This window comes from Bariatricus massiliensis (assembly GCF_900086725.1).
Lineage (GTDB): Bacteria > Bacillota > Clostridia > Lachnospirales > Lachnospiraceae > Allocoprococcus > Allocoprococcus massiliensis.
In genome coordinates this window covers 41,523-59,361 of record NZ_LT574835.1, presented here as the reverse complement: position 1 = coordinate 59,361, position 17,839 = coordinate 41,523, and the positions used below count along the sequence as shown (strand labels likewise).

Genomic DNA, 17,839 nt, shown 5'->3' with positions numbered 1-17,839 from the left:
AGGTCCCAACGCGTTGGGACCCGTCCCCTTCTACAATTCTGACGCAATTCAGACAATTTGTGTGAGTTGTATAAAGCGTCAAGTATAAATAAGGAGTAGGCAATATGGATATAAAGAAAAAACTGTGGAATCTGGAGAACCCGGAATTTTTTGCGGAAAACCGCTTAAGGCCTGTCTCGGATCACCGTTGGTATGAATCTGTGGATGAGGCTCTTGCGGACAAGGGGATGAGTCTTTCGAAAAGTCTTGATGGGACGTGGAAATTTGTTTATGTACCAAATCCGGAGGCGGCGCCCGCTGGATTCGAGCGAGAAGACTATTCCTGTACGGGATGGGAGGAAATCCCTGTTCCGGCGCAGATGGAGTTATGTGGGAATGGGTATCCGCAGTATACGGATACGGATTATCCGTGGGACGGAAATGAGGCGTTAGAACCGCATAAGATTCCAAAGGAGAAGAATCCAACCGGATGTTATGTACGGTATTTTTCTATTCCGAGGCATATGGAAGGAAAACGGCTGCAGCTCCACTTTGAAGGGGTGGAAACCGCGTTTCACTGCTGGCTGAACGGTGAATATGTAGGGTATAGCGAGGATAGTTATACACCGGCTGTATTTGACATAACAGAGTACGTCAAAGCGGGCCGTAATAAGCTTGCGGTAGAAGTGTATCGGTTTTCTTCGGGCAGCTGGCTTGAGGATCAGGATTTTTGGCGTATGGGAGGAATCATTCGCTCTGTAAAAGTGACAGCCCTGCCCGAAGTACATATTCGAGATATTGACGCTGTGGTAGATGTGGAGGCGTCTTATACAAAAGGGATATTGAATGCGAAAATTATGCTGGACGGAGCGGGTGCGAACCAGAGCAGTCTGGGGTGGAGCCTATACAATCCGAAAGGCAAAGAAATTTTAAGCGGGTTCTGTGAACGGGTGGAGACAGATTCTGTCAACACAAACCAGTTTGCACTGTCCTGTGAAGTTCCGCATGCAGAGTTGTGGAGCGCGGAAGAACCGAACTTATACCGGCTGCTTTTGTCTGTGCTTGATAAAAATGGCGGCGTAGTGGAGGCTGTGACGCAGGGCATTGGATTCCGAAAAGTGGAAATTAAGGACGCGGTACTTTATATAAATGGAAAACGATTAATTTTAAACGGTGTGAACCGGCATGAGTTTTCGGCCAGAAAGGGCCGTGCCATCGGAAATGAAGAGATGGAGTGGGACATCTGTTTCTTGAAAAAGTATAATTTCAATGCGGTGCGGACGAGTCATTATCCGAACCAGAGATATTGGTACGAGCTGTGCGACCGCTATGGGATTTACGTGATGGATGAGGCAAATTTGGAGACGCACGGGACGTGGCATGTGAAAAACTTTGAGCATACACTTCCCGGGGACTACCCCGAATGGCGGGAGGCGTGTCTGAGCCGTGCGGAGGCTATGCTGGAGCGGGATAAGAACCACCCTTGTATCTTTTCGTGGAGCGTGGGGAATGAGTCTTGGAGCGGCCAGAATCTGTATGACATGAGTGAATATTTTCGCGGCAGGGACGCGTCCCGTCCGGTGCACTATGAAAATGTGTGCCATGACCGCAGGTGGGCGGGTACTACGGATTTCGAGAGCCATATGTACGCGTCGCCGGAAGCGGCAGAGACATATTTGAAGCATAATCCTGAAAAGCCATATATACTATGTGAGTATTCGCACGCCATGGGGAATTCTTGTGGAAATCTCCATGAGTATGTGGAACTTTTGGACAAGTATCCTCAGTATTGTGGTGGGTTTATCTGGGACTATATCGATCAATCCCTTTTTAAGAAGGATGTATTTGGGGAAGAGTATCTGGCATATGGCGGAGATTTTGGGGACCGGCCGACAAATTACAACTTTTGTACAGACGGGCTTGTGTACGGTGACCGGGGAATATCGCCCAAGGTGCAGGAGGTCAAATACCTTTATCAGCCTTACCGTCTGTACCCGGAAGAGCAAGGTGTACGAGTGGAGAGCAGGATGTTGTTCTCAACGGGGAACTATCTTCGGCTGAATTGGTCGCTGGAGCGGGAAGGTGAGACTATTCGCAGCGGCAGTATGCCGTTCGAGCTTGCGCCGGGCAAAGAAGCATTTTTTGCATGCGATTTGGCATGTCCAGCCGAGCCGGGAGAATATGTAAGGACGGCGGCCCTTGTACTAGCGGAGCAAAATGAATATGGCGAAGCGAACTGGGAATTGTGCTTTGGACAGGATATCGTGATGTCGGAAGTGAAAGGACAAGGTGTAAGGAATACCGGAGCGGAATTTGAACAGAGTAATTGCATCATTGATGGGGACAGCAATTTTTCGATAGTATGCGATGAAAATAAGGTACAGTTTCAAAAGCTGACGGGCAGACTTTCTTCTTATAAAATTGGCGGCAGGGAGCTGGTGTACGACATAAAAAATACCTTGCTTCCGAATTTCTGGAGAGCTCCAACGGACAATGATGAAGGAAATCATATGGCGGAGCGCTGTGCGATGTGGAAGACGGCATCTTTGTATCCCCAGCTTCTGGAAACTTCACAAAAAACGGTAGAAGGCGGAGCGTGTATCAGTGCCGCTTATAGCCTTGGCGACGGGGCCGTCTGTGAGCTGGATTATCAAGTGAACGGCAGTGGTGTGATGCAGGTGGAGGAGCGCTTTACCGGAAAAGAAGGTTTGCCAGATATGCCTTGCTTTGGAATGGCATGGAAGCTTCCACGAGAGTTTTCTCACGTGCGCTGGTATGGACTTGGGCCGGAAGAGACATATCAAGACCGGATGTGCGGTGGACGCATGGGAGTCTATGAGACCACGGCGGAAGCCGGGCTCCCGGGGTATGTGGTTCCGCAGGAATGTGGAAATCATACGGCAGTAAGATGGCTTGAGATTACCGATGAACAAGGCGTCGGAATCAGGATAGAATCGGAAAAGCCCTTTGAATTTTCGGTACTGCCCTATACCTGCCACGAATTAGAGCAGGCAAGACACTTGTACGAACTCCCACGCCCGTACGCTTCCGTACTTCGCTTGAACGCAGAACAGACGGGAGTAGGCGGCGACAATAGCTGGGGGGCATGGGCCCACGATGCTTATATTGTAAGGGGGAGCGAAGATAAAACATTTCGCTTCCAAATAGTACCAATTGACAGAAAATAGCTATAATTGTCGATGGGGACAGGTCCCAACGCATCGGGACCTGTCCCCATTGATGTAAGGTGAGGTGTATGGAGAGAAAAAGGGAATCGACGAGGAACCTATTGGGGGAGAGTTTTAAAGAGCTTCTGAAAAGGGGAACTTTTGATAAGATTACAATTAAAATGATTACTGACGGAGCGGGGGTGATCCGTCCCACTTTCTATCACTATTTTCAGGATAAATATGAGGTGATGGAATGGCTTCTGGAAGAGGAAATTTTTGGCAATGTGATGGAGCTTGCGGAAAATGGGATGGAGAAAGAAGCGATTCACGTAGTATTTAAAAAGATGGAGAAAGACCGGTTGTATTATCAGAAAGCGTTTGAAGTAGGGGGACAAAATGGTTTTGAAGAAATTCTTACCAAACAGGTAAAGCGGCTGGCGGAAGGAATCCTGAAAAATCATGATTTTAGTGTGGATAAGTATCCGGGGCCTGTGAACAGAAAAGTGTTTGTAGAATTTCAGGCCTTGACTGTTGTAGGGGGACTGCGACATTGGATAATGGATAAAGAGCACAATTTAAGTGCGGATGAGGCTATGGAATTTTATGTATTTTTAATGTCCAACTCACTGCTTGATATTATTAAATAGGCAGATATAGGAAATTAAAATTATTTCTTATAATCTGCCTGTATTTATTAGAAAAGGTTATAAAACTTAAAAAGAATCTCTAATGGTATTCTTGAAAAGACAGCGTCTAAATGCTATGATTAACTTTGTGGGCATTGATGTAAAATGCCCGAAAGCGAGGGATGATTATGGAAAATAATTATGATGTGATTATAATAGGAGCCGGGCCGTCGGGCATTTTCTGTGCGCATGAGCTGATAGAGAAGAGGCCGGATATGAAGGTGCTGATAGTGGAAAAAGGGCGTTCCATTGAGAAACGTGCCTGTCCAAAGCGAAAGACAAAGGTTTGTGTAGGATGTAAGCCGTGTTCGATTACGACAGGATTTGCCGGAGCGGGAGCATTTTCGGACGGAAAACTTTCTTTATCGCCGGACGTAGGGGGCAATCTGCCTGAAATACTGGGATATGAAGAGACAACAGCTCTGTTAAAGGAGGCCGATGACATTTATCTGAAATTCGGGGCAGATAAAAAAGTGTACGGCATTGAGGATCAGGAAGCGATAGAAAATATCCGGGCGAAGGCCATCCGCGCAAACTTGAAATTGATTGAATGTCCGATTCGGCATTTGGGAACGGAAGAGGGCTATAAAATCTATACCCGCCTTCAGGAATATCTTCTGGAGAAGGGGGTAAAGATTAAATTCATGACTATGGTGAAGGATATCATTATAGAAGACGGCGCGGCAAAAGGCATTGTCACCGAGAAGGGTGAGAGGTACTATGCGCCGGAAATCGTGTCGGGGGTAGGCCGGGAAGGGTCTGAATGGTTTTCGGGGATTTGCAAAGAGCATGGCGTGGAGACAAGAAATGGTACTGTGGACGTCGGTGTCCGGGTGGAAGTCCGCGATGAGATAATGAAAGAGTTAAATGAGAAACTTTACGAGGCGAAGCTTGTTTATTACACGCCGACTTTTGACGATAAAGTACGCGTTTTCTGTACAAATCCGTCAGGGGAAGTAGCAACTGAATACTATGACGGCGGGCTGGCCGTGGTGAACGGGCATGCATATAAATCAAAGGACATGAAGACGCATAATACCAATTTTGCGTTATTGGTATCCAAAAACTTTACGGAGCCGTTTAAATCACCGATAGAATATGGGAAGCAGATTGCACAGCTCGGCAACATGCTCTGCGACGGGAAGATATTAGTGCAGCGCTATGGAGATTTTAATAGAGGGCGCCGTACCACCGAAGAACGTCTGGTGCGGAACAACATCGTTCCTACTTTAAAAGATGCAGTTCCGGGGGATTTGTCCTTGGTATTTCCACATAGAATTATGGTCGCTATCGATGAGATGATAAGGGCGCTTGATAAAGTGACGCCGGGGATTGCCAGTGACGAGACATTGTTATACGGAGTGGAAGTAAAATTCTATTCTAATAAAGTCGTGGTAGATAAAGAATTTAAAACAAACATTCCGGGACTTCGTGCTATGGGAGATGGTGCTTCGGTAACAAGAGGCCTCCAACAGGCCAGCGCTAACGGAATAGCTGTGGCAAGAAGTATTTTAAGTTAAATTATAAGGTTTAAAAGGGACAATCCTCATACTCCAGGGATGTCCCTTTTATTATTTTAGGAACTATCTGAATATGGCAGGAATTGTCGATGGGGACAGGTCCCAACGCGTTGGGACCTGTCCCCATTGAGGTTTCAAATAAAATGTTTAGTAGAATTTAGTTAACAAGAAAACCTTAAAATCATTCAAAAATATAATTAATGCACATAATAATAAATTATAATTAGTGCAAAACATACGAAATATACAAAATAAATTGACCTTATACTTAAAAAATGTTAATATATGTTTAAAGAAAAACACTAAAAATTAAAAGACAGTTTGAAGTTACTAAACAATTACTAAACAACTGTCAAAGAAGGAGGAGAAATATGAAAAAAAGATTTTTGGCAACATTGATGGCGGCAATGATGGTATTTTCGCTTGCAGCTTGTGGTTCTGTTGATAAGCAGAATAACGAAAAGAAGGAAGACACAAAAAAGACAGAGGACAAAAAAGACGGCTATACGATTGCGGTAGTTCCCAAAATGACAAGTATCGCTTGGTTCCAGAGAATGGAAGTCGGCGTAAAGGAATACGCGAAGGAGACGGGGGAAGATGTATTTTACACCGGTCCGTCTGAAGGCGACGGAGCTCTACAGGCACAGGTAATAGAGGATTTGATTTCACAGAAGGTCGACGCGATATGCGTAGTTCCGTTTTCTACAGAATCGCTGGAGCCGGTTCTTAAGAAGGCGAGAGAGGCAGGCATCGTTGTAATATCACACGAGGCGGCAGGCATGGAAAATATTGACTATGATATCGAAGCATTCGACAACGAAGAATATGGCAAACATTTCATGGAGCGAATGGGCGAAAAGATTGGCGGAGAAGGAGAATATATCCTTGAAGTAGGAGCCCTTACCAGTGCATCCCATAATCAGTGGGTAGACGCATCTAAGGGAGTTCAGGAAGAAAAGTTCCCGAATATGAGTCAGTACGGCGATAAGATTGAAACAAAAGACGACCAGTCGGTTTCTTATGACAAGGTAAAAGAAGCTCTGACCGCTAATCCGGAAATTAAAGGAATTCAGGGCTCTGCCATGGCAGACGTTGCAGGTGCGGCTTTAGCGGCACAGGAACTGGGACTTGCAGGCAAAGTTGAAATCGTTGGAACTTCACTGGTATCCGTTTCCGGAAAATATGTCAAAGACGGAACAATCGATATGATTTCCTTCTGGGATCCGGCAATCGCAGGAAAAGCGATGATTAAGCTGGCTAAGAACGTACTTGACGGCGAAAAAATAGAATCAGGACTCAATCTGGAAGAAGAAGGTTATGAAGAATTGACGATGGATGGAAAAGTCCTTACAGGAAAAGCATGGATTGATGTCACAAAAGAGAATGTAGACGATGAGGCATATAATTTCTAGGCAGCAAGAGAAGTAACAATCTCTACACTTACATACAGGCAGACCCCGCCTGAGCCTCCCAAGGAGAGGTCCGGCGGGGCCTGCCTGCGTTATGGACAGCGGCTGCCGGCGATAATGCTACAGTTTGCGGTCCCCAGATGAAAGGAGAAAAATATGTCAGAGGCGTTTTTAAAATTAAAAGGGATTAAAAAGTCCTTTGGCGGTGTTCAGGCCTTGAAAGGCGTGGAGCTAGAAGTGAAACGCGGTGAAATACACGCCTTGGCCGGAGAAAACGGCTGTGGAAAATCTACCCTGATTAAAATAATATCCGGTGTACACGACGCCACAGAAGGAGAAGTATTCGTAGAGGGCAAAAAAGTAGGAAAAATCCAGCCCATCGATGCAATCCATATGGGAATCCAAGTGATTTATCAAGATTTTGCAGTATTTCCCAACTTAAGCGTGGCCGAGAATATTGCCATGAACAAGTCTCTTCTGATCGGCGCAAAGCGGATGAAGTGGAAAGAGGCAAAGAAGATAGCCGTAGAAGCAATGGACCAGATAGGGGCGCACATGGATCCCGATTTACCTGTAGAACGGCTGTCTGTGGCGAATAAGCAGATGGTGGCAATATGCAGGGCGATTATCACCGATGCGAAGCTCCTCATATTAGACGAACCGACCACAGCGTTGACGGCAAAAGAGGTACATAAGTTAAACGAGGTGCTGCGGCGGTTAAAAGAAAAAGGCATGGCGGTTGTAATCGTAAATCATAAACTGGACGAAATCTATGCCATCGCCGATACGTTGACTGTACTGCGAAACGGTGAGACAGTGGCTCACGGTATGATAGAGGAATTTGACAGGGAACGGTTTATCAAAGCGCTGACGGGAAGAAGTATCAGCGAAGAATACTACCGGCCCGAGGCTTCGGATGAGGAGATTCTAAGGGTAGAAGATTATACGAGAAACGGTGCGTTCCAAAAAGTCTGCTTTTCCATGAACAAGGGTGATGTGCTTGGAATCACCGGATTACTTGGCTCCGGGCGGGGAGAAATCGGAGATGCCCTGTTTGGACTTGCTCCTGCGCAGGGAGGCACGGTGTGGCTGAACGGAGAACAGATTAAGATTAATTCAGTGTCAGAAGCTATGAAAGCGGGGATTGGGTATGTACCTGAGGACCGTCTGACACAGGGGCTGTTCCTTGACCGCTCTATACAAGACAACACAGTGGCGGCATCCATCCCTAAATATCTCCATCGAGGCAGACTGGACTATACAGAAATGTATCGGGTGACGGAAGACTGGATTGAGAAGATTGGCTGTAATGCACCTTCTCCAGAGCCGAATATCCGCACTCTGTCAGGTGGAAACGCACAAAAGATGGTCATCGCAAAATGGCTCAATACAGACCCAAAGCTACTGATATTAAACGGCCCTACAGTCGGTGTGGATGTGGGTTCCAAATCAGATATCCATGCAATTCTACACGAATTGGCAGGAAAGGGTGTAGGGGTCATTGTCATTTCTGACGACTTATCGGAACTGATTCAGAACTGCAACAAGATAGTGATTATGAAAAACGGCCGCTCTTCCGGGATGATTAGGGCGGAGGAACTCGATGAGACACAGCTTGCCGGACTGTTGAGCGGCAGTGAGGAGGCAGAGCATGAACAGTAAAATAAAAAATACTCTGGCATCGAACGAAGCCATTGTTGTCTACATTATAATCGGATTGTCCTTGCTGATAGGTATAGTGAACCATTCCTTTTTCAGCGTTTCCACAGTAGTGACACTCTCGAGGGCAATTTTGGTGACGCTTACCTTTGCAATCTGTGAAATGATTGTTATTATCTCAGGAGGAATCGACGTATCATTTCCGGCCGTAGCCAGTATCTGTATGTATGCGACCTTGAAAATTGCGCTTGCATTCAATATCGATAATGTGTTTGTCGTATTCCTGATTGCTGCGGTGATTGGCCTTATGTTTGGCACGTTGAATGCAGTCCTGATTGCAATTTTCCGGCTGCCCCCGCTGATTGCCACTCTTGGAGTCAGCAGTGTGGCGAATGGCGCTACACTGGCGTTCTTGGGAACGAACGTCATTTCCAATATACCCGATAAAATAGATGCGGTATCCAGAATGTATTTATTTACATTCACCACAAAAGATGGAATGAGCTTTTCCCTCACCATATTGATTTTGATACCTATAGCAGTATGCCTGCTTGCATTTTTTATGCTGAAATTTACTATGCTTGGCAGAGGAATCTACGCGGTGGGCGGCGATGCCAACGCAGCCCGGATTGCAGGATTTAACGTCAAAAAAATACAATTTATTGTCTATATGTCTGCCGGAAGCATTGCAGGAATCGCAAGTATAGCATACATGATACTGATGAGGCAGGCCGACCCGTCTGTACTTATGGGAAGTGAAATGATGGTTATAGCCGCGGTGGTTATGGGAGGAACGCGGATTACCGGCGGGCATGGCAGTGTGCTTGGAACCGTGTTCGGCGTCATCCTGATTGCACTGGTGCAGAATAACCTGATTATGCTTGGAGTGCCGACCCATTTTCAGACGTTCGTAGTGGGGCTTATCATTGTTATCGGTACGTCTATCACTTCCCTGCGGGCTAAGAAAATATCCAACAGTGCGAAGGTCTAAGGAGGCGGGAAGATGGAAAAGATGAAAAAATCAATCAAAAATGCAGATAAAAACATTACGGCACTTTTGGGGATAGCAATCCTTATATTTGTAGCTATGGGGATACTTGCTCCCAAATCATTTCTCGGAATCACGAATCTTCAAGGAATGTGCATACAGTTTGCTGAGTTTGGTGTGCTGGCATTTGGCATGATGCTTGCCATGATTTCGGGCGGAATAGACCTGTCTCTCGTTGGTATTGCAAATTTTGCTAGTATTGCAGGGGCAGCCGTTATGATTAAGCTTGGCAGCAGTAATGCTTCTATCATAGCGGGCGTGCTGGCAGCGCTGGCTGTGGGCGGTATTTGCGGACTTTTCAACGGATTTATGATTGGGTATTTAAGAATCCCGCCAATGTTGGTGACACTGTGTGGTCTTCAGCTGTTTACTGGGTTAGGTCTTGTAGTCACAAAAGGACCGGCGCTTACGGACCTGCCGCCAGCATTTAACATGATAGCGGGCGGAACTGTGGCGTTGATACCGATAGCCGTTATAGTCTTTGCACTTGTGGTGTTAGGCGTGAGCTTTCTGCTGCGTTCGTCGGTGTACGGACAGCATGTGCGGTTTATGGGAACGAATGCTACGGCATCCAGATATTCCGGTATACAGAATTTGAAAATAACAATGATGACTTACGGGATTTCGGGAATCTTGGGAGGCGTTGGAGGTATCCTGATGGCATCCCATTATAATTCAGCTAAATCTGACTATGGTTCATCTTATACATTGCTGACTCTCTTAATCGTAGTGCTCGGCGGGACGAACCCTGACGGAGGACGCGGAAAAGTTGCGGGGGTTACCCTTTCCATTATTGTGTTGCAACTGGTCAGCAGTGCATTTAATATTTTAAGAATCAATGCATTTATTAAGACGTTTGTATGGGGAATGATTCTTTTGGCAGTCATGGTATCCATGAAATTGCTTGAGAATAAAAAAGAACGGAGGAGCCAGTGAAATGAGAATAATCAAAGCAAAACAACTCTCAAAGGATGAATTTGAAAAATATGGGAGCTACACGGATGTTACGTCGCCTAATGGTTACGGGCTTGGAGGTTTTTACCCGGACCGTGTAGGTTTTCCTGTCTCAGGAGAGATGGCCCTTGGAATAAGCGCTCTTAAATCAGAAAGAATAGAGCCTATGCGGGTGACAAAAGCAGAGTACCACAATAAAACCAGCGAGGGGATATGCTGTCTGAATGACGATGTAGTGATTCATGTTGCGCCGGCCTCCGACGTGCCGGTTCCGGAGTTGACAGAAGCGTTCTATGTACCGAAGGGGACATTTATCCGCCTAAATCCGGGTGTGTGGCATCTGGCGGCGCTCCCGGTTCATGAGGCAGAAGCGCAGGTGATGATTTTGCTTCCGGAAAGAACGTATGTAAATGATTGTATTGTTGTGGAATATAAGGAAGAGGACTGGATAGAAATTCAATTATAAGGAGGATATAACATGAAAAAAATTATTAACAAACCGGAAGATTACGTGAAAGAGATGATGGAGGGACTGTATATCGCTCATCCGGATTTGATTACTTACACAGGGGACGATGTGCATTGTCTGGTATCTGTAAATAAAAAACCGGGTAAAGTTGGAATCGCGACAGGAGGAGGAAGTGGGCATCTGCCGTTGTTCTTAGGATACGTGGGAAAAGGAATGCTGGACGGATGTTCTGTAGGCGATGTATTCCAGTCACCGAGTCCGGACCAGATGCTTAAGGTCACCAAGGAGATTGATTCCGGTGCGGGAGTGCTCTATATTTATGGGAACTATAATGGAGATATTTTTAATTTTGATATGGCGGCGGAGCAGGCAGATTTTGAGGAAGATATCAAGGTGGAAAGCGTAGTTGCAGGTGAAGATGTTGCCAGCGCAGGCCCGGCTGCACCGGGAGAAAAGAACACCAGAAGAGGTGTTGCAGGTATTATATTTATTTATAAGTGTGCAGGGGCGGCTGCGGACGCTATGCTAAGTCTTGATGAAGTAAAACGGGTGGCGGAAAAAGCTGCCGCAAATGTAAGGACTATGGGAGTGGCCTTGACACCATGTACGGTCCCGAGGGTTGGAAAGCCGGGATTTGAGATCGGTGACGACGAGATGGAAATCGGTATGGGCATCCATGGAGAGACGGGCATCCGTCGTGGAAAGCTGGAGCCGGCGGACCAGATTGTGGAAGAGATGATGGATAAAATTGTAGCGGATCTTCCATACGTAAATGGGGATGAGGTGGCAGTACTTGTGAACGGACTTGGCGCGACACCGCTGGACGAACAGTACATCGTAACAAGAAAAATAGATTCTTATTTAAAAGAAAAGGGAATCAAGGTACACCGTTATTATGTGGGGGAATATGCTACATCTATCGAGATGGCCGGTTTTTCGATTTCTCTGTTAAAGCTGGACGATGAACTGAAAGGGTATCTGGACGCACCGGCACAGACCCCATTCTTTGTACAGCTGTAGGGAGGGGGAACGGATGATGGATAATCAATTTTTAATTTGCTTTCTTAATGAACTGCAGAAAGTGATGAATGATAAAAGGGAGTATCTCATAGAACTTGACAGTGTGGTGGGCGACGGAGACCTTGGCCTCACTATGGGGGACGGATTTACGGCCGCATATGAGGCGGTCAGGGACAGCGGGGAGACGGATACCGGAAAGCTGCTTTACAGCGCCGGAAAAGCAATGTCCATAAAAGTACCGTCCACTATGGGCACGCTTATGGCATCAGGATTTATGCAGGCGGGGAAAGTCTTGAAAGGTAAAACGGAGCTCGCGGACGGTGATATAGCAGAACTTTTTGCGGCCTATGAAGAGGGTGTGCGGAAGCGGGGGAAAGCCGAAGTAGGTGATAAGACATTTCTGGATGGAATGGATCCGGCTGTCGTAAAGCTGAGCCATTCTTTGGAAAATGGAGACAGCCTTTTGCTTGCGGCACAGAAGGCTGAAAAAGCTGCGGAGGAGGGATTTAGACGGACGACGACAATGATCGCGGTGCACGGCAGAGCAGCCACACGGGGAGAGGCGTCACGCACACTTGAGGACCCCGGAGCGGCAGTTGCCATGCTGATGATGCAGGCATTTGCCAAAGCGGCAGAATCACTTTTTTAACTTTGCTTCTGCAAAAATACATGATACAATTTAGATAGCAGGGGGAACAAATAGAGGCTGCAGAAAGGGTGTGCACAGGTGAATATAAGAGAATTGGCCGAGGCGGCGGGGGTATCTCCGGCTACGGTATCGCTTGTACTGAATGAAAAACCAGGTGTGGGAGAAGAGACACGGGCTCGAGTCATGAAGCTGGCGGAAGAGCTGAATTACAAAGGAATGTCATCTACAAAGAAAGCGAAAAATATTTTATTTTTAAAATATATTAAGCATGGAATGATTGTTGAGGAAAATGCAGGATTTATTTCCACTATCATGGATTCGATTGAGAATGACTGCCGGGCGCAGGGGTATACCTTGAGTATTGTGCTTTCGGAGAACCAACTGGAGAAAACACTTTCTGAGATAGACTACGATAATTTTTACGGAATTATATTTTTAGGGACAGAATTGGATGAGAACACATATCCTCTGTTGAACGAGATTCCGATTCCGTATGTGGTAGTGGATAACGTGATGCCTCATTTTGACTGTTCCGCAATTGCAATTGATAATTTTGAGATTGTCTATGGCGCTCTGTCACACTTGAAAGAATTAGGATACAAGGAGATTGCGTATTTTCGCAGCAATATAAGAATTCAGAACTTCATTGAGCGTGCGGATGCGTTTTACAAATATTCTGGTAGATTTGGTTTTTCATTTGAGAAGGTTCATGAATTTAAAATGGTGCCGACACTGCTTGGCTCCTTCCAATCTATGACGGATTATCTTCGGGATAACCCCAGACTGCCTGCCTGCGTCTTCGCAGATAATGATACGATAGCGATAGGCGCCATGAAGGCATTGAAAAAGGCGGGATACCGGATACCGGAAGACATTGCGGTGATTGGATTTGACGATATTCCCTTCGCAGCTATCAATTCGCCTACACTCTCGACCATGAGAGTGCCCAAAAAAGCAATAGGCTCTTTGGCCTTGAGACAGCTTTTGATGAAAATAAATAATGACATTGACGCTATTCAAAAAACTAGGGTGGGCGGAGAACTTATTATTCGCCACAGCACTCAGAAATAGCAGATGGGGACAGGTCCCAACGCGTTGGGACCTGTCCCCATCTACAATTCTGAAAAAATTTTGACAATTCCTATTGACATCTTTGAAAGTGGGTTGTAATATAAACATATGAACAATCGTTCATATGAAAAAGTGAATGAACAAGAAGAGTTCAAGGAGGAATTCAATATGAAGAAAAAATTTAAAATGGTAGATTTGGATTGTGCGAACTGTGCGGCTAAGATGGAGGAAGCTATCAAAAAGATTGATGGAGTTGGTGATGCGACTGTAAGTTTTATGACTCAGAAGTTGACGATTGAGGCCGAGGAGAGCAGGTTCGAAGAAATTATGAAAGAAGTAGTAGCTGTATGTAAGAAGGTAGAGCCGGACTGTGTTATTCAAATGTAATAGATAAAAGCAGATGCCTGAGGGGGCAGAGGTGAGTCGTTAATTTTACATATAAATCTGAGAGGTGGATTATGACAAAAAAACAGAAAACGATGTTATACCGTATTATTCTTGCAGCTATAGTTTATATACCGCTTTTTGTTATGGACCACAAAGAAATGCTGGAATTTGACACGCAGGTTCCCGTCCGTTTTTTGTTGTTCATGATACCATATGTTATAATAGGATGGGATATCATATACCGTGCCATCAGAAATATCAGCCATGGGCAGGTATTTGATGAAAACTTTCTGATGTGCATCGCCACCTTTGGGGCAATCGGCGTAAAGCAGTATTCTGAGTCGGTGGCGGTCATGCTGTTCTATCAGGTGGGAGAGCTGTTCCAGAGCTATGCGGTCAGCCGTTCCCGGCAGTCAATCAGCGATATGATGGACATATGCCCTGAATATGCGAACATAGAACAAGACGGGCAGCTTGTGCAGGTCGACCCAGATGAGATAAATATTGGAGATATTATTGTTATTAAGGCTGGAGAGCGTATCCCGCTGGATGGCGTGGTGATTTCAGGCAGCTCTTTTATAGATACATCTGCACTGACAGGGGAATCTGTACCTAGAGAAGTAGGAGAAGGTTCTGATATTATCAGTGGATGTGTAAATGGAAGCGGTCTTCTCAAAGTGAGGGTTACGAAAGAATTCGAAGACTCTACAGTGGCAAAGATTTTAGAGCTTGTGGAGAATGCCAGCAGCAAAAAAGCAAAGGTGGAGAATTTTATAACTAAATTCGCTAAATACTATACACCCATCGTGGTGTGCGCGGCTGCACTGCTTGCAGTCATACCACCCCTTCTTATTGGAGAACCTTTTTCAAAATGGGTTGCCCGTGCATGTATTTTTCTGGTTATTTCCTGCCCGTGTGCTCTTGTTATTTCTGTGCCACTCGGATTTTTTGGAGGAATCGGGGCTGCATCCAGACAAGGGGTACTAGTCAAGGGCAGCAATTACCTAGAAGTGATGTCAGAGATGAAAACAATCGTATTTGATAAGACAGGGACATTGACAAAGGGAGAATTCACGGTATCTAAGCTATATCCCAATGGAGTCGGTGAAAAGGAACTTTTGGAAATAGCGGCGCTGGCGGAGGGGTATTCTGCACATCCAGTTGCAGGGGCTTTAAAAGCAGCTTATAAAAAGGAACTGGAAATGGAGCGGGTCACAGACACGCAGGAAATTCCGGGGCATGGCATCAAGGCGACGGTAGATGGCGCGACGGTCTATGCCGGAAATGCAAAGTTGATGGAAAAAGAGGGTATCTGGTTTGAGGAAAATCATGATATCGGAACGGTAGTCTATCTGGCAAAAGAAGATTTGTATCTTGGCTCTATCGTAATATCTGATACAGTGAAACCGGAAGCGAAGAATGCAATTAAGGAGCTGAAAGAAAATGGCGTGACAAAAACAGTTATGCTGACCGGGGACCGTAAAGCTGTAGGGGAAGCAGTGGCTAAGGAACTGGGAATAGATCAGGTCTATACAGATTTGCTTCCGGGAGATAAGGTGGATAAAGTGGAAGCTCTTCTGGAAGAGGTAAAAGGCAAGGGCAGACTTGGATTCGTCGGGGACGGAATCAATGACGCTCCGGTACTTACACGCGCTGATATCGGAATTGCGATGGGAAGCATGGGCTCCGACGCTGCCATTGAAGCTGCCGACATTGTTTTAATGGATGACGACACCACAAAGATATCACATACGATGCGCATTGCCAGAATGACACTGCAGATAGTGAAGCAAAATATTGTCTTCGCACTTGCAGTGAAGGTCCTTGTTCTTCTTCTCGGAGCGATAGGAATGGCCAACATGTGGGAAGCTGTTTTTGCCGATGTCGGGGTATCGGTGATTGCCATATTAAATGCAATGCGGACCCTGCGTGCTAAGTAGGAGAAGTTAATACTGAATTTCATTAAAAGGCGGGGCGCCAGATAACATCATATCTGACGCCCCGTTTTTAATTTTCGTGAACATTTCCCTGCTTACTTACAACTGCGGGGCGTGCTGAGTGACCTGTGGCAGCAGCATGGATGACAGCCGCAGCGGGGGCAGCAGCAATTTTGACATGGTGGAACGGGCGCTCCACATGAAGGAGTCACTGCACTGACGCGTGTGCTCTGTGCGCTGAACTGTCCGGCGGCGTATGCCTGCACAAAATAGTAATAGGTGGTGCATGGAGATAGGCCAGTGTCAATATAAGGAACAGTAGTGGTTATTCCCACAAGCTGGTAGGGACCGTCAGTCGTCTTACTGCGGTACACTTGGTATCCCTCCGCACCAGCGGATAAATCCCATGTGACAAGGATTTCTGTACAGCTTAACACCTGTGCACGCACATTTTCCGGAGCCTGCGGCACGGGGAGTACCGGAAATGTTGTTGCAGCGGCATAAGCACTCGGGCTTCCCTCCACACCTCCAACAATGGCGCTCACTTTGTAATAGTAGGTGGTGTTAGGCATCAGGCCCATATCACTATAGACGGAATCGTTCGTTGTACCGACGTACTGATATGTCCCGTCCGGAGTTGTACTGCGGTAGACCATGTAGGCAGTGGCGTTTGGCAAAGTGTCCCACGCCGTGTTAATCTGAGTGGGGCTTACTGCAGTTGCTGTCACGTTAGCCGGCATCGGGATGTCGGGGGCCGTCACGGCAGATGCGACATTGCTATGCGCGCTTTCCGCTCCTTCCGCTACTGCGGTCACCAGATAATAGTAGACGGTGTTTGGCGTCAGCCCTACATCAATATAGGAAGGCGATGCCGTCAGGCCGACTAATTCGTAAGGGCCAGAGGGGGAGGTGCTGCGGTATACATTGTACCGTTCTGCACCGTTTACCGAATCCCATACTGTATTGATCTGTATCGGGCCTGCGGCTTCCGCCCTCAAATTCTGCGGCGCATCAGGAGCCGAGGCCGTTGTGGCGTGGACTGACGCTGACAGTGGGCCGGTATCATCCCCGTTGTACGCCGCCACTTTGTAATAATAAGTGGTATTAGGCGCCAAGTGTGTATCGGTGAACCAAGTGTTGGGAGTATCGCCGACCTGTGCGTAGAGCCCATTTTCTGTAACGCCGCGAAATACATAGTAGCCGGCTGCGCCAGTCACCATATCCCACGTAATTTGAATGTTCGAAGTATCTATTGTGCCTGCGGTTACATTTGCAGGCGCATCTGTAATGGCTGTAACGCCAATCTTGCTATTTTCTTGTTCTTCCATAGTATTGCTCCTTTCGTAAAGGCTATAAGTAGTCTTCATAACAGTATATGTCTCCCAAATTCAGTTGGTCATTGGCTGGTGTGAATAGATGATAAAAAGGTCTTTACAAACTAACTACTATGTGAAACAATATAGTAAAGAACTACTATACAACGCAAAGTAGGTGAGCTTATGTATGACAAATCTCAATTAATGAGAGGGACATTGGAAGGATGCATTTTGAAAATACTTTCAGAAGAGGTGACGTACGGGTATGAGATTGTATCAAGGCTGACCATGTACGGCTTTCAGGATATTAGAGAAGGGACGATATACCCTCTTTTAGTACGGCTGGAAAAGAAAGGCTATATCATATCGGAGTTCCGTCCGTCGCCGTTAGGACCAAGTAGAAAATACTATGAAATTACGGTGGAAGGAGAACAGTATTTAAAAGAATTTATACTGTGCTGGGAGCAGGTGGAGGCTGCGATGGATTGCATTTTTAAAAGGGAAGGAGGAAAGAAGCATGAAGAGGCTGAGTAGGGAAGAAAGGCTGGGGATTGCGTTGGCTGTA

Annotated in this window: 15 protein-coding genes; 14 read left to right on the top strand and 1 reads right to left on the bottom strand. The window is 46.3% G+C overall.

The annotated features are described in order from the left end of the window. Window positions 1–104 precede the first annotated feature (104 nt). From BN6465_RS00640 to BN6465_RS00580, 13 genes are all read left to right on the top strand, one after another. Window positions 105–3,167 (top strand): glycoside hydrolase family 2, encoded by a 3,063-nt coding sequence (locus tag BN6465_RS00640; RefSeq protein ID WP_066730702.1) that lies wholly within the window; start codon window positions 105–107, stop codon window positions 3,165–3,167. A 68-nt stretch (window positions 3,168–3,235) separates the two neighbouring features. Further along, on the top strand, window positions 3,236–3,796 hold the full coding sequence (locus BN6465_RS00635; RefSeq protein ID WP_066730700.1) for a TetR family transcriptional regulator: 561 nt from the start codon (window positions 3,236–3,238) through the stop codon (window positions 3,794–3,796). A gap of 167 nt (window positions 3,797–3,963) precedes the next feature. Next, window positions 3,964–5,355, top strand: coding sequence for an NAD(P)/FAD-dependent oxidoreductase (locus BN6465_RS00630; protein WP_066730698.1), 1,392 nt, complete (start codon window positions 3,964–3,966; stop codon window positions 5,353–5,355). 371 nt (window positions 5,356–5,726) lie between these two features. Further along, a complete protein-coding gene (locus BN6465_RS00625; protein ID WP_154670167.1) occupies window positions 5,727–6,767 on the top strand; it encodes an autoinducer 2 ABC transporter substrate-binding protein in 1,041 nt (346 codons plus the stop codon). Window positions 6,768–6,920: 153 nt separating this feature from the next. Next, the gene (locus tag BN6465_RS00620) at window positions 6,921–8,426 is read left to right on the top strand and encodes a sugar ABC transporter ATP-binding protein (RefSeq protein WP_066730694.1); all 1,506 of its coding nucleotides are present in this window, start codon (window positions 6,921–6,923) and stop codon (window positions 8,424–8,426) included. Then, complete coding sequence (locus BN6465_RS00615) at window positions 8,416–9,414, top strand: ABC transporter permease (protein ID WP_066730692.1); 999 nt, start codon at window positions 8,416–8,418, stop codon at window positions 9,412–9,414. Before BN6465_RS00620 ends, BN6465_RS00615 begins: the two co-directional genes overlap by 11 nt. 12 nt (window positions 9,415–9,426) lie before the next feature. Continuing rightward, a complete protein-coding gene (locus BN6465_RS00610; RefSeq protein ID WP_066730691.1) occupies window positions 9,427–10,407 on the top strand; it encodes an ABC transporter permease in 981 nt (326 codons plus the stop codon). A 1-nt stretch (window position 10,408) separates the two neighbouring features. Further along, on the top strand, window positions 10,409–10,891 hold the full coding sequence (locus tag BN6465_RS00605; protein ID WP_066730689.1) for an ureidoglycolate lyase: 483 nt from the start codon (window positions 10,409–10,411) through the stop codon (window positions 10,889–10,891). Between the two features lie 12 nt (window positions 10,892–10,903). Further along, entirely contained in the window at window positions 10,904–11,914 is a 1,011-nt protein-coding gene (locus BN6465_RS00600; protein WP_066730687.1) for a dihydroxyacetone kinase subunit DhaK, read from the top strand. A 13-nt stretch (window positions 11,915–11,927) separates the two neighbouring features. Beyond that, window positions 11,928–12,563, top strand: a complete 636-nt coding sequence (locus BN6465_RS00595; RefSeq protein WP_256278631.1) for a dihydroxyacetone kinase family protein — start codon at window positions 11,928–11,930, stop codon at window positions 12,561–12,563. Window positions 12,564–12,641: 78 nt separating this feature from the next. Beyond that, entirely contained in the window at window positions 12,642–13,634 is a 993-nt protein-coding gene (locus BN6465_RS00590) for a LacI family DNA-binding transcriptional regulator (RefSeq protein WP_066730685.1), read from the top strand. Between the two features lie 168 nt (window positions 13,635–13,802). Next, window positions 13,803–14,021 carry a cation transporter gene (locus tag BN6465_RS00585; protein WP_066730683.1) on the top strand — a complete coding sequence of 73 codons (219 nt, stop codon included), beginning with the start codon at window positions 13,803–13,805 and terminating at the stop codon, window positions 14,019–14,021. 71 nt (window positions 14,022–14,092) lie between these two features. Further along, entirely contained in the window at window positions 14,093–15,961 is a 1,869-nt protein-coding gene (locus BN6465_RS00580; protein WP_066730682.1) for a heavy metal translocating P-type ATPase, read from the top strand. 92 nt (window positions 15,962–16,053) lie between these two features. Here BN6465_RS00580 and BN6465_RS00575 read toward each other — a convergent pair whose 3' ends face one another. Continuing rightward, window positions 16,054–17,286, bottom strand: a complete 1,233-nt coding sequence (locus tag BN6465_RS00575) for a fibronectin type III domain-containing protein (RefSeq protein ID WP_066730680.1) — start codon at window positions 17,284–17,286, stop codon at window positions 16,054–16,056. 171 nt (window positions 17,287–17,457) lie between these two features. Between BN6465_RS00575 and BN6465_RS00570 the strand changes: the two genes are divergently transcribed. Beyond that, window positions 17,458–17,808 carry a PadR family transcriptional regulator gene (locus BN6465_RS00570; protein ID WP_066730678.1) on the top strand — a complete coding sequence of 117 codons (351 nt, stop codon included), beginning with the start codon at window positions 17,458–17,460 and terminating at the stop codon, window positions 17,806–17,808. The last annotated feature ends 31 nt before the right edge of the window (window positions 17,809–17,839 follow it).

Excerpts from the sequence above, each read along its gene's own strand:
- BN6465_RS00640 (WP_066730702.1), top strand. The coding sequence starts at position 105 with ATGGATATAAAGAAAAAACTGTGGAATCTGGAGAACCCGGAATTTTTT.
- BN6465_RS00635 (WP_066730700.1), top strand. The coding sequence starts at position 3,236 with ATGGAGAGAAAAAGGGAATCGACGAGGAACCTATTGGGGGAGAGTTTT.
- BN6465_RS00630 (WP_066730698.1), top strand. The coding sequence starts at position 3,964 with ATGGAAAATAATTATGATGTGATTATAATAGGAGCCGGGCCGTCGGGC.
- BN6465_RS00625 (WP_154670167.1), top strand. The coding sequence starts at position 5,727 with ATGAAAAAAAGATTTTTGGCAACATTGATGGCGGCAATGATGGTATTT.
- BN6465_RS00620 (WP_066730694.1), top strand. The coding sequence starts at position 6,921 with ATGTCAGAGGCGTTTTTAAAATTAAAAGGGATTAAAAAGTCCTTTGGC.
- BN6465_RS00615 (WP_066730692.1), top strand. The coding sequence starts at position 8,416 with ATGAACAGTAAAATAAAAAATACTCTGGCATCGAACGAAGCCATTGTT.
- BN6465_RS00610 (WP_066730691.1), top strand. The coding sequence starts at position 9,427 with ATGGAAAAGATGAAAAAATCAATCAAAAATGCAGATAAAAACATTACG.
- BN6465_RS00605 (WP_066730689.1), top strand. The coding sequence starts at position 10,409 with ATGAGAATAATCAAAGCAAAACAACTCTCAAAGGATGAATTTGAAAAA.
- BN6465_RS00600 (WP_066730687.1), top strand. The coding sequence starts at position 10,904 with ATGAAAAAAATTATTAACAAACCGGAAGATTACGTGAAAGAGATGATG.
- BN6465_RS00595 (WP_256278631.1), top strand. The coding sequence starts at position 11,928 with ATGATGGATAATCAATTTTTAATTTGCTTTCTTAATGAACTGCAGAAA.
- BN6465_RS00585 (WP_066730683.1), top strand. The coding sequence starts at position 13,803 with ATGAAGAAAAAATTTAAAATGGTAGATTTGGATTGTGCGAACTGTGCG.
- BN6465_RS00580 (WP_066730682.1), top strand. The coding sequence starts at position 14,093 with ATGACAAAAAAACAGAAAACGATGTTATACCGTATTATTCTTGCAGCT.
- BN6465_RS00575 (WP_066730680.1), bottom strand. The coding sequence starts at position 17,286 with ATGGAAGAACAAGAAAATAGCAAGATTGGCGTTACAGCCATTACAGAT.
- BN6465_RS00570 (WP_066730678.1), top strand. The coding sequence starts at position 17,458 with ATGTATGACAAATCTCAATTAATGAGAGGGACATTGGAAGGATGCATT.